10 protein-coding genes are annotated in these 11,938 nt (G+C 75.6%); 2 read left to right on the top strand and 8 right to left on the bottom strand.

Annotation, left to right across the window (positions count from 1 at the left end; translation table 11 throughout):
• Positions 1-70 precede the first annotated feature (70 nt).
• The 3 genes from PAI11_RS23920 to PAI11_RS05055 form a co-directional block, all read right to left on the bottom strand.
• Positions 71-1,990 carry a DUF7933 domain-containing protein gene (locus PAI11_RS23920; protein ID WP_050897113.1) on the bottom strand — a complete coding sequence of 640 codons (1,920 nt, stop codon included), beginning with the start codon at positions 1,988-1,990 and terminating at the stop codon, positions 71-73.
• Positions 1,991-2,210: 220 nt separating this feature from the next.
• Entirely contained in the window at positions 2,211-3,464 is a 1,254-nt protein-coding gene (locus tag PAI11_RS05060; RefSeq protein ID WP_007571526.1) for a CoA transferase, read from the bottom strand.
• Positions 3,461-4,519, bottom strand: coding sequence for a MaoC family dehydratase (locus PAI11_RS05055; protein WP_007571523.1), 1,059 nt, complete (start codon positions 4,517-4,519; stop codon positions 3,461-3,463). Before PAI11_RS05055 ends, PAI11_RS05060 begins: the two co-directional genes overlap by 4 nt.
• A 127-nt stretch (positions 4,520-4,646) precedes the next feature.
• On the opposite strand from PAI11_RS05055, the gene PAI11_RS05050 reads away from it, so the two are divergent.
• A complete protein-coding gene (locus PAI11_RS05050) occupies positions 4,647-5,528 on the top strand; it encodes an SDR family oxidoreductase (RefSeq protein ID WP_007571521.1) in 882 nt (293 codons plus the stop codon).
• A gap of 66 nt (positions 5,529-5,594) precedes the next feature.
• Here PAI11_RS05050 and PAI11_RS05045 read toward each other — a convergent pair whose 3' ends face one another.
• From PAI11_RS05045 to PAI11_RS05025, 5 genes are all read right to left on the bottom strand, one after another.
• Complete coding sequence (locus PAI11_RS05045) at positions 5,595-6,341, bottom strand: tyrosine-protein phosphatase (protein ID WP_007571518.1); 747 nt, start codon at positions 6,339-6,341, stop codon at positions 5,595-5,597.
• A gap of 97 nt (positions 6,342-6,438) precedes the next feature.
• On the bottom strand, positions 6,439-7,626 hold the full coding sequence (locus PAI11_RS05040) for an acetyl-CoA acetyltransferase (RefSeq protein WP_007571516.1): 1,188 nt from the start codon (positions 7,624-7,626) through the stop codon (positions 6,439-6,441).
• A 1-nt stretch (position 7,627) separates the two neighbouring features.
• Entirely contained in the window at positions 7,628-9,055 is a 1,428-nt protein-coding gene (locus tag PAI11_RS05035) for an OB-fold domain-containing protein (RefSeq protein ID WP_007571514.1), read from the bottom strand.
• Between the two features lie 32 nt (positions 9,056-9,087).
• Positions 9,088-9,921 (bottom strand): enoyl-CoA hydratase/isomerase family protein, encoded by an 834-nt coding sequence (locus PAI11_RS05030; protein WP_007571512.1) that lies wholly within the window; start codon positions 9,919-9,921, stop codon positions 9,088-9,090.
• 23 nt (positions 9,922-9,944) lie between these two features.
• On the bottom strand, positions 9,945-10,760 hold the full coding sequence (locus tag PAI11_RS05025; RefSeq protein ID WP_007571510.1) for an enoyl-CoA hydratase/isomerase family protein: 816 nt from the start codon (positions 10,758-10,760) through the stop codon (positions 9,945-9,947).
• A gap of 84 nt (positions 10,761-10,844) precedes the next feature.
• Here PAI11_RS05025 and PAI11_RS05020 point away from each other — a divergent pair.
• The coding region (locus tag PAI11_RS05020; RefSeq protein WP_050897111.1) for a 3-hydroxyacyl-CoA dehydrogenase NAD-binding domain-containing protein at positions 10,845-11,938 on the top strand (1,094 nt) is incomplete at its 3' end.

Raw genomic sequence — 11,938 nt, 5'->3', positions numbered from 1 at the left:
GTGGTCGCGGGAGCGGTGACGACCGCCACCGCGAGCGCGCCGGCGACCGCCACGGCTGCGCGCAACCGGCTCAGCCGGTCACCCCGCCGCCGCGCACCGGCGCCCGCAGGATCCGGATCGGCGCGCTGGCCTGGGCGTCCCGCACGCCGGCCGCGCGGCCGGTCGCCCGCGTGGTCACCCGACCGGGCCGGTTGAGGGCGCGAGCGCGGTAGCCGAGGGTCACGGCCTGGCCCGGCTTCAGGGTCCCGATCGTCCAGCAGCGGCGGCCGCCGACCAGCTTGGCCTTCGGCGTCGCCGAGACGAAGCGCATCCCCGCCGGCACCCGCTCGCAGACCACGACGCCGGTCAGCGTCCGGTTGGTCCGGTTGGTCACGCGGAGCCGGACCCGCGTGCTGCGCCCGGGCCGCAGCGTCGGCGTGAGGACCCGCTTCGACAGGGTCAGCGCGCCCTTCGGGGCCGGGTCCTCCGGCACGGTCGGCGGCGGCGCCTGCACGACGTAGGTGCGGGTGACGGTCCGCTCCTGCCCGAGGGCGTCCCGGACCTTCGCGGTGATCGTGTACGTGCCGGGCGTCGCCGTCGGCACCGGGTCACCGTCCTTCAGCGGCACGCTGCTGCCGTCCGGCAGGGTGACCGTCGCGGTGCAGCTCTCGATCGCCGCGGTCGCGGCGCAGCCGTAGCGGCCGGGGACGCTGGTCCCGGTCACGATCGGGGCGTCGGGCCCCGGACCGCTGATCGCCACCGTCGGCGGCCCGTGGAAGCGGATCTCGGCCGGGCCCTGCGGCAGGTCGATCCCGCGGTGCGAGGTGATCTGGTCGGGGCCGTTGGCGTAGGTGCCGGCCGCGTCGGCGACGACGGCCAGCTCGACGAAGCAGGAGGCGTCGCCCTGCTTCAGCAGCCCGCCGACCTCGATCGCGCCGCCGCCCGCGGGCGCGTCGACGTCGACCCCGGAGGCGCTGGTCGGCTCGCCGGTCGCGTCGCGGCACTGCACGTCGAGGTCCGGGTCGGCGGCGACCTTCAGCCCGCTCGCCAGCGTGTCGACGAACGACCAGCCGTCCTTCTCGGCGAGGTCGCTGGTGTTGGTGACCGTCAGCCGCAGGCGGCCGGTCGCGCCCGCCAGCAGGTCGCCTTCGACGAACTCCTTGTCCAGCCGCGGCGTCGCGTCGAGGATCTGGAGGTTGTCGACCGCGGCGTCGTTGCCGCCGCCCGAGCCGTTGGCGTTACGCAGGCGGACCCCGACGCGGGCGCCGGAGAAGAAGATCCCCCGTGCGCTGAAGTTGCGCTTGATCCGGGCGCCGCCGACCGCCTGGAAGGGCGCGGCGCAGCCGTTGATCGCCGGCCCGGTCGGAATCACCTGGTCGACCGGCTCGGCGCCGTCGGGGTTCAGCAGCTGGAAGACGTAGAGCGGGGCCGTGGCGAAGCAGTTGATCGTCGCCGAGTCGACCGAGAACGCCAGGAAGCGGCCGCTGCCGGCCAGCGGGACCGTCGACTGGGTCTCGAGCTGGACGTTGTCGGCGCCCGGGTTGCCGTTGGTGTAGGCCGCCAGCGCGTGGTTCGCGGTCGGCGGGGTGACCCCGTTGACCTGGCCGAGCGCGTCGGCCAGCGAACGCAGCTGGCTGTTGTAGCCGCAGGCCGGGTCGTTGGAGGTGCCGCCGCTGACGATGATGCCGTTGCACTGCGCGGCGTCGAGCCAGTTCGCATGGGCGCTGTAGGTCATCGCGGTCGGCGACAGGCCGACGTAGTCGGCCAGCCGCACCGGCAGGGTCGGCGACGCGTTCTCGAAGCCCTCGGCGAAGATCACCGTCGGCGTCGCGGGGTCGCCGGGCGCGGCGCTCGCGGGCGCCGAGCCGGCCAGCGCGGCGATCGCGGCGGCCAGCAGCGCGGCCCCCCGGGTGCCGGGGAGGCGGCGGCGAAGCGCGGCGAGCCTCCTCGACGAGGCGACTCCCCCGCCGGTCGACGAGCTCGACGGATACGGATGCGGAGAACCGGGCACGAGCCGGCTCCTTTCAGGTCAACGGGCACACGGCGCGGGCACGCCAACGTGCCGGGCACGAAGCGGTCCCTACCCACGCCAAGACAGCCGTTGACTGTACCAACGATCATCGGGCGAGATCCCCCATGAGCGCTAGTTCCTCCAGGGGAGCGGCGGCCGCGCCGACCGCTCGGGCGTCGACGCCGTCAGGCCCGCTGATGGCGATCGGCGGCCGTGGCGATCAGGCCGTCGCCGCGGCCTCGGACGCCCCGGCGACCACGCCGTCGTCGTGCAGCCGCCCGACCTCGTGCTCGGCCAGGCCCAGGACCCCGAGCAGGATCTCGTCGGTGTGCTCGCCCAGCCGCGGCGCGGGCCCGACCGCGACCCGGCCGACGGCGCTGAAGTCCAGCGGCGAGGCCGGCGCCAGGTAGCGCCCCGCGCCGGGCTGGTCGACCTCGGCGAACATCGGGTTCGCGGTCGAGCAGCGGGGGTCCTCGTCGATCAGCTGGCGGAAGGTCTGGTACGGCCCCCACGAGACCGAGGTGCCGGCGAACGCCTCGCGGATCGTGGCCAGGTCGCGGGCGGCGAACCACGGTCGCAGCAGGGCGGCGATCAGGTCGCGGCCCTCGAAGCGGCCCGACTCGGTGGAGAGGTCGTAGCCGGTGACCTCCTCGATCTTGCGGCAGGCCTCGTGGATCGCGGTCGCGTCCTGCAACGCGCTCCACTGGCGGCCGGTCAGCGCGACCACCATCACCCGCCGCCCGTCGCGGGTCTCGAAGTCGTGGCCGAAGGCGCCGTACAGGTAGTTGCCGTCCTTGGCCTGGTCGCGGGCCCCGAGCTGGGCCTCGGCGATCCGGCCGAGGTTGCCGACCATCGCGAAGGCGACGTCCGAGAGCGCCAGCCGCACGAGCGTGCCCTCCCCCGTCCGCGTGCGCCGCCGCTCGGCCGCCAGCAGCCCGATCGCCGCCAGCTCGCCCATCGCGATGTCCCACGCCGGCAGCACGCTGTTGAGCGGCTCGCTGAGGTTGCGCGGGCCGGTCGCCCAGGGGAACCCGGTCGCGGGATTGACGGTGTAGTCGACCTCGCTGGTGCCGTCGGGGTTGCCGGTCAGCGCGACCATCACCAGGTCCTCGCGGCGGGCGCGCAGGGCGTCGTAGTCGAGCCAGCCGCGGGCGGGGAAGTTGGTCAGGAAGAGCCCCGCCTCGTCGCCCGGGGCGGCGACCAGCTGGGCCACCAGCTCACGGCCCTCGGGCCGCCGCAGGTCGACCTGGATCGAGCGCTTGCCCTTGTTCAGGCCGGCCCAGAAGAGGCTCTTCCCGCCGCGGGCGACCGGCCAGCGGGCGTGGTCGAGCCCACCGCCGATCTGGTCGAAGCGGATCACGTCCGCACCCAGCTGGGCCAGCGTCATCCCGCCCAGCGGCGCGGCGACGAACGCCGAGCCCTCGATCACCCGCAGCCCGGCGAGGATCCCCTCGCCGCTCGTCGTCGCGCTCACGCCATCACTCCGATCAGCTCCCACGCCAGCACCGGCGTTCCGTCGTCGTCCGTCCCGTCGCCGCCCCCGTCCGCCCGCACGTCGACCCGCAGCCCGACCAGCGCGCCGCCGGCCTCCAGCGGGTCGATCGCCGTGACCTCGACGGCGCTGCGCAGGGTGTCGCCCTCGTGGACCGGGGCCAGGTGGTCGCAGCGCCTCCAGCCGACGATCGTCACCAGGTTCGGCAGCGCCCGGGTCAGCTGCGCCGCCGCGATCCCGATCGTGTGCCCGCCGTAGACGAGCCGCCGCCCACCGGCCTCGCGCGCGTCGTGGTGGACGACCGCGACGTTCAGCGACAGCCGCGCCAGCTCGGGAGCGCTGCTGACGACGTCGCCGCCGACCACCTGCCAGCGATCGCCGACGGCCAGCCCGTCGGCGTGGCGGCCGTGCGGCGAGGCGGTCCGGAAGGCCGCCAGGTCCCAGCCGTCGACGGCCCGGACCAGCGCCTCGCCGTCGAGCGCGTCGGGCACCGCGTCGACGTCGTCGGCGTGCCCGGTCGGCGCCGCGCCAGGGCGCAGCGGCAGCATCGCGCAGCGGCGGAAGTCGAGCACCGTCCGGTCGTGCTGGTCGACGGTGACCATGTGCAGGACCGCCAGCCCGGTCGGCGGGCGGCCCTCGCGGCGGCGGTTCTCGCGCAGCGCCTCGATCGTGGTCGTCGTCCGCAGCGTGTCGCCGATCGCGACCGGCCGCAGCAGCACCAGGCCGCGGTAGAAGAGGTTCGCGCGGACCCGCTGGGTGACGCCGGTCGACTGGCCGATCGCGATGTCGCAGACCAGGGCCGGGTGCGCCAGCGGCGCGTCGAGGCCGGTGACGCGGGCCGCGAGCGTGGCGTCGAGCGCCAGCCGCAGGCGGTCGCCGAGGATCGCCTGGTGGGCGGCGGCGAGTCCCGCGGTGAGGGTGATCGCCGGGGCGTCGCCGAGCACCGCGCCGCGCTCGAGATCGTCGAACCACGGCGCCGGCGGGATCGGCGGCGGGGCTCCGGCGGCCTGCGCGCTCACGGACGGATCGACGGGCATCGCCTCAAAACGTACGCCGCCCGGCGCCGGCCCGCGGCCGCCGCCCGCCGAGGCACCCCCCGATCCGGGGGCGCCGAGTCGGACGTACTGTTCGGACGCAATGTGCGATCTGTGCGATAGTGCGCCCATGACTGGACTCGAGGGACGTGTCGCGCTGATCACGGGCGGTGGCCGCGGCATCGGGCTCGCGACCGCCCGCGCCCTGCACGCGCGCGGGGCCACGGTGGTGCTGGGCGACGTCGACCAGGGCACCGTCGAGGCGGCCGCCGCCGGCCTCGGCAGCCGCGCGCTGGCGACCCACCTCGACGTCACCGACCCGGCGTCGTTCGACCGCTTCGTCGCCTTCGCCGAGGACCAGGCCGGCCCCGTCGACGTGCTCGTCAACAACGCCGGGATCATGCCGCTCGGCGCCTTCGCCGACGAGACCGCCGAGACCGCCCGCCGGGTGATCGAGGTCAACGTCCTCGGCGTCATGAACGGCATGAAGCGGGTGCTGCCGGGGATGCTCGAGCGCGGCCGCGGCCAGATCGTCAACGTCGCCTCGGTGGCCGGCAAGGCCCCGGCTCCCGGCGGCGCCTCGTACTGCGCCTCGAAGGCCGCGATCGTGTCGCTGACCGAGACCGCCCGCGTCGAGTACGCCGGCCGCGGCCTCGACTTCACCTGCGTGATGCCGTCGTTCACCTCGACCGAGCTGATCGCCGGGACCAAGGGCACGAAGTTCGTCGCCACCGTGACCCCGGAGAAGGTCGCCGACGCGATCACCGGCGCCGTCCTGCGCCCGCGCAAGGACGTCTACGTGCCCCGCTCGCTGTCGACCGTGCTGCGGGTCCAGTACCTGCTCGGCCGCCGCGTCCGCGACGCCATGAACCGCGCCCTCGGCGCCGACCGCACCTTCCTCGACGTCGACCAGAGCGCCCGCGCCGCCTACGACGCCCGCGTCAAGGGCGCGCCGACCGCCGCCGACGCCACCCCGGAGACCGCGGACGACCGGACCCCCGCGGCGCGCTGAGGGCGAGGGGTCGGGGTCCGGCGGCCCGCGGGCCGGGCCGGTTGGCGCTGGGCCGCGGCCCAGCCCCTACGCCACCACCGTCGCCGCCCGCAGCGCGTCCAGCTCGCGGGCGCTGGCGCCGTGCGCCAGCAGGTAGGCGTCGGCGCCGCCGTGGGCCTGGCGCAGGTGCGTCAGCGCCCGCCGCATCGCCTCGGCCGGGGCGTCGAGGGCGACGGCGATCGTCTGCTCGTCGAGGCCCGCCTCGATCGCGCGGCGCCGGATCTCGTCCAGCCGCGGCCCGCGGAGCAGCTGGCCGGTGAGGGCGTAGTCGGCGACGATCTCCTCGTCGTCGACGCCGAGCGTCGCCAGGGTCAGTGCGGCGACCAGCCCGGTCCGGTCCTTGCCCGCCGAGCAGTGGACCACGGCGGGCAGCGCGTCGGCGCCGGCCAGCAGCCGGACGGCGGCGGTCAGCTCGGCGCCTCGGTCGTCGAGCAGCTCGACGTACAGCTCGCCGAGGTCGGTCAGCGTTCCCGCGCCGTGCAGCTCGCCGAGGATCGCGACGCCGTGCCAGCGGACGGCGACGTCGCCGAGGTCGTCGGGGTGCTGCTCGCGCTCGACCGGCTCGCGCAGGTCGACGACGGTCCGCAGGCCCAGGTCGGCCAGCGCCGCGCGCCCGGCCGCTCCCAGGTCGGCCAGCCCGTCGGCCCGGAACAGCCGCCCGCGGGCGAGCCGGCCGCCGGGCGCGTCGTAGCCGCCGAAGTCGCGGAAGTTCGCCGTCCCGGGAACGGCGGCCACCCGCCAGGGCGCCGCCGCCTCGCTCGCCTGCTCAGCCATCGCTCCCGGACACGATGTCAGGCCGTCGCGGCCGCCGGTGTGACGGAGCGGTGTCCGCGAGCGGACCGCCCGCTCCGTCTCGCCGCCGGCCGCGGCTCTAGACGTCCAGCTCCGACCCGACGACCGACACGAACGACACGCACGCTCCGGGCGACCCGCCGAGGTTGTGGGTCAGGCCCAGCTCGGGGCGCTCCAGCTGGCGGTCGCCGGCCTCGCCGCGGAACTGCGACCAGCACTCGAACAGCATCCGCAGGCCGCTGGCGCCGATCGGGTGGCCGAAGCTCTTCAGGCCGCCGTCGGGGTTGACCGGCAGCTCGCCGTCGAGGTCGAAGGTGCCCGCCTGCACGTCCTTCCAGCCCTCGCCGCGCTCGGAGAACCCGAGGTCCTCCATCAGCACCAGCTCGGTCGGGGTGAAGCAGTCGTGGACCTCGGCCAGCGACAGCTGCCGGCGCGGGTCCTCGATCCCGGCCTGGCGGTAGGCGTCCTTCGCCGACATCACGACCTCGCCGAAGCTGGTGAAGTCGTAGCCCGGATCGACCGGGCCCTGGGCGGCGCCCGAGACGAACGACAGGCCCTTGATGTACATCGGCTTGTCGGTGTAGCGGTGGGCGTCCTCGGCGCGCACGATCAGCGCCGCGGCGGCCCCGTCGGCGACGCCCGAGCAGTCGAAGATCCCCAGCTGGCCGGCGACGATCGGCGAGGCGGCGATCTTCTCCATCGAGACCTCGCTGCGGAACTGCGCCCGCGAGTTGCGCGCGCCGTTCTTGTGGTTCTTCCAGGCGATCCGCGTCAGGACCTCCTTCAGCTGCTCCTCCGAGACGCCGTAGCGCTGGCAGTAGGCCGGGGCCAGCAGCGAGAACATCGCCGGGGCCGAGGGCTCCGAGGCGGTGCCGTCGTTCGACGCCGGCGGGACGACCAGGCCGGAGAAGCCGGAGTCCTTGAGCTTCTCGCCGCCGACCGCCATCACGCAGTCGTAGGCCCCGGAGGCGACGGCGTAGGCGGCGTTGCGGACCGCCTCGGAGCCGGTCGCGCAGTAGTTCTCGACCCGGGTCACCGGGCGGTCGACCTTGAGCGGGCGCGACAGCGTCATGCCCGAGGTCCCCGACCCCATCGTGCCGAGCCAGTAGGCGTCGACCGTGTCCTGCTCGAAGCCGTCGACCGAGCCGACGCACTCCTTGACCGCGTCGATCAGCAGGTCGTCGATCGAGCGTCCCCAGTGCTCGCCGAAGGGCGTGCAGCCCATGCCGACGATCGCGACCCGGTCGCGGATGCCGTTGCTGGCCATGTCAAAGCTCCTTCGCGGTGGCGGCGGCGAGCGCCGGCTCGTCGGCGGTCGGCGCGGCGACCACCGGCCGCGCCTTCCAGAAGTAGTTGTGGACGCCCTGGGCGCTGTACATCCGGCGGAAGGTCATCTCGACCCGCCCGCCGACCGCGACCGCCGACGGGTCGCCGTCGGTCAGCTCGCAGCTGAAGCGGCCGCCGCCGTCGAAGTCGACCGCGACGGTGACCGTCGGCGGCGACAGCGAGTAGGCCAGGCGATCGACGGCGTAGGTGGCGATCGTCCCCTCGACGTCGGCCAGCGACTCGGCCGTCATCAGGTCGGTCGCGCCGCAGCCGGCGCAGACCCGCTGCGGCGGCACGTGCATCCGCTCGCACTGCTGGCAGCGGCTGCCGACGAAGCCGAACTTCCAGGCCGCGGCGCGGGCCGCCGGCGGCGCCTCGTAGCGGACCGGGTCGGGGCGGCGGGGCGGCTCGCGGTCGAGCCCGCCGCGCCAGGTCAGGAAGGTCGCGTAGTCGACGTCGGCGGCGAGCGCCAGCTGGTCGACGACCCCCTGCCCGCTCGGCCGGCGCGCGATCGCGTCGGTGACCCGCAGCAGGAAGGCGTCGGCGCCGTCGGCGACCGACAGCGCCAGCACGGTCTCGCCCGGCTGCGCGCGGTCGAGCGCGTCGACCAGCTGGACCCCCAGGTGGGCGGCGCCGAGGTTGCCGGCGACCGGCTCCAGGCGATCGGTCGCGGCGTCGCCGAACGACTTCGCGACGGTCCTGGCGACCCGCCCGTGGGACGAGGCGACGACCACGTGGTCCGGCCGCTCGACGCCGGCGGCGGCCAGTGCGCGCTGGGCGGCCTGCTGCGCCAGCGGCAGGTACTCGCCGAGGCCGAAGCGCTCCTCCCAGGTCGAGCTGGCGGTCTGCCCGGGCGTGCGCCAGCGGTCGAGGAACTCGGCGGTGACCGAGGCCCGCCCGACGATCTCGGCCACGACGTCGTCGCCGGAGCCGAACAGGAACGCCGCAGCGCCGTCGCCGCCGCCGGCCTCGTCAGCCGACCCGGGACGTCCGAGCCGGACGTCGGCCAGGACCGCCAGGCCGCCGTCGGCCGCGGCCGCCCGCAGCGCGCCGATCGCCGAGCGGACGGCGCTGGCGTGGTCGTCGGCGAAGACCTCCGGGGCCAGCCCGAGCGCCGCGTGGATCGCGTTGGCGTTGGTCTTGTCGGCGTAGGCCGGGGCAGTCGTGGCGAACTGCAGCGAGGCGGGCGCGAAGCTGGCGCCCCAGCGGGCGCGGCGCGCCGCCTCGACGGCCATCGAGGTCGTGTCCTCGTCGTAGCCGGCGACCGAGCGGGTGCCGCGGCCGCCGCCCTGGCCGAGGGTCTTCCGGATCGCCGCGCGATCCAGGCGGTGGCGGGGCAGGTAGGCCCCGTAGCTGACGATGCCGTTCACGGCGGTTGCTCCTCGTCGAAGGGTCGGGTGGCTCAGCGGCCCTGGTAGCGGGGCTCGCGGCGCTCCAGCACCGCGGCCAGGCCCTCGCGCGCGTCGAACGTGCCGGACAGCTCCGAGACCGTTCGCGCCTCGTCCGGCAGCCGGGCCTCGACGGTCCCGCCGAGGCCCTCCCACATCAGCCGCTTGGTCGCGCCCAGCGCGAGCGTCGGCCCGGCGGCCAGCCGGCGGGCGAAGGCCAGGGACTCGTCGAGCAGCGCGTCGTCGGCGACCACCCGCGTGATCAGGCCGATCTCCAGCGCCTCGGCCGCGCTCAGGATCCGGTCGCCGAGGACGATCTCCATCGCCCGCCGGTGGCCGACGATCCGCGACAGGGTCACCGACGTGCCGGCGTCCGGCGCCATCCCGGCGCGGGTCGCGGCCGACATGAAGCGGGCCGACTCGCCGGCGTAGACCAGGTCGGCGGCGCAGACCAGGCCGAAGCCGCCGCCGCCGGCCGCGAAGCCCTGGACCGCGGCGATCACCGGGACCTCGAGCCGCATCAGGCCCGAGGCGGCGTTCTGCAGGTGGGCGGTCGCCTCGCGCAGGTACTCGGGCAGCGCCTCGCCCTTGGCCGCGAACTCGCGGACGTCGCCCCCGGCGCAGAAGTTCCTGCCCTCGCCGGTCAGCAGCACCGCGCGCACGCGCCGCTCGCCGAGGCAGCGGAGGATCGCCGCGTAGAGCGCCTCGAGGAACGGCACGTTCATCCCGTTGGCCGCGTCGGGGCGGTTCAGCCGCAGGCGGGCGACGCCGGTCGACTCCAGGTCCAGCAGCACCGGCCCGTCGGCGATCAGCGGCTCGCTGGTGATCGGGGCGGTCTCGGTGCTCATCGCGGGATGCTCCTCGGGAGGGGTCACGAACGGGCCTTGAAGCGGTCGATGCCGGCGCCGGCGCTGTCGCCGTCGAGGTGCTCCAGGACGACGTCCAACTCACGGTCGAGGCCGGCGGCCAGCGAGCCGTCGAGGCCCCCGCGGACCAGTGCCTTGCTGCGGGCGATCGCCGTCCGGTCCTTGCCGGCCAGCTGGTCCAGCAGCGCCGCGAGCGCGTCGTCGAGGTCCGCCGCGGGGACGGCCCGGTAGACCAGTCCCCACTCCGCCGCCTGCGCGCCGCTCAGGCGGTCGCCGGTCAGGATCAGCCCGAGCGCGCGCGGCCGGCCGACCAGCCGCGCCAGCCGCTGGGAGCCGCCGCCACCGGGGACCTGACCGAAGTTCGAGTGGTTGTCGGCGAGCGTCGCGTCCTCGGCGGCGATCGCGACGTCGGCGGCCTGGATCAGCTCGAAGCCGCCGGCCATCGCGTAGCCCTCGACGGCGACGACGACCGGCACCGGCAGCTCGGCGATCACGTCGCAGGCGCGGCGGAAGGCGACGAAGAGCGCGGCCAATGCCTCGCGCGGGGACGGGTCGACGCTGGCCCGCAGCCGCTCCAGCTCGTGGAAGTCGCCGCCGGCCGAGAGGTGGCCGCCGGCGCCGCGGATCACGATCACGGCGATCCGCTCGTCGCCGGCCAGGTCGCGCAGGCCGCGCTCGAGCGCGACGCCCAGCTCGGTCGTGATCGCGTTGCGGGCCGCCGGGCGGTTGAGCGTGAGCCGCCCGATCGCGCCGTCGCGGGCGACGAGCACGACCGGCTCGGCAGGGGTGGAGGCGTCGAGCGACTCGGCCATCCCGGGCATCGTAGCCGACATCCTCACGCTCTGTCTGGACAACTTGTACGACCAGGCCGCACGCCGGCCCCTCGCGGCGCTACGCTGCGCGCCATGACCGGCTCGACAGGGGTTCCCGAGACGATCGCCGTGATCGGCGCGGGGACGATGGGCGCGGGGATCGCGCAGCTGGCGGCCCAGGCGGGCGCGCGCACGCTGCTGCACGACCCGGTCCCCGAGGCGCTCGAGCGGGGGATCGCCGGGATCTCCGCGACGCTCGAGCGACTGACGGCGAAGGGCAAGCTCGACGCCGCCGACGCGGCGGCGATCGGCGGCCGGATCTCGGCCGCCCCCGCGCTCGAGGACCTGGCCGGCGCCGGCCTGGTGATCGAGGCCGCGCCCGAGCGGCTGCAGCTGAAGCTCGACCTGTTCGGCCGGCTGGCGTCGATCGTCGCGCCCGACGCGGTCCTGGCCACCAACACCTCGTCGCTCTCGGTGACCGAGATCGCCGCCTCGACCCCCGGCAGCGAGCGGGTCGTCGGGCTGCACTTCTTCAACCCGGCCCCGGTGATGAAGCTGGTCGAGGTCGTCGCCGGCGAGCACTCCTCCCCCACCGCCCTCGCCGTCGCCCGCGCGACCGGCCGGGCGATGGGCAAGCACGTCGTCGACGCCGCCGACGTCGCCGGCTTCCTCGTCAACCGGGTCAACCGCCCCTACTCGCTGGAGTCGCTGCGGCTGCTGCAGGAGCGGGTCGCCGACGTCGAGCAGCTCGACCGGATCATGCGCCAGGCCGGCGGCTTCCGGATGGGCCCGTTCGAGCTGATGGACCTGATCGGGATCGAGACCAACCACGCCGTCGCCGAGGCGTTCCAGCGCCAGACCTACGGCGAGCCCCGCTACCAGCCCTCGCCGCTGGCGGCCCGCAAGATCCAGGCCGGCCAGCTGGGCCGCAAGACCGGCCGCGGCTGGTACGCCTACGCCGACGGCGCGCCGCACCGGCCCGACGACGCCGACCCGCCGGCGGCCGGTGGCGGCGACGGGCGCGTGGTGACGATCGCCGGCACGATCCCGCTGGCCGAGGAGCTGCGCGCGGCCGCCGCGGACGCCGGCTTCGCGGTCGTCGACGGGTCGGCGGCCGCGGGGAGCGGCGATGCGAGCACCAGCGCCCCGGGGACCGACGACGCCCCGTGGCTCGTCCTCGACCTGCG

The organism is Patulibacter medicamentivorans, assembly GCF_000240225.1.
Classification (GTDB): domain Bacteria; phylum Actinomycetota; class Thermoleophilia; order Solirubrobacterales; family Solirubrobacteraceae; genus Patulibacter; species Patulibacter medicamentivorans.
This window is presented reverse-complemented; position numbering and strand designations above follow the sequence as displayed.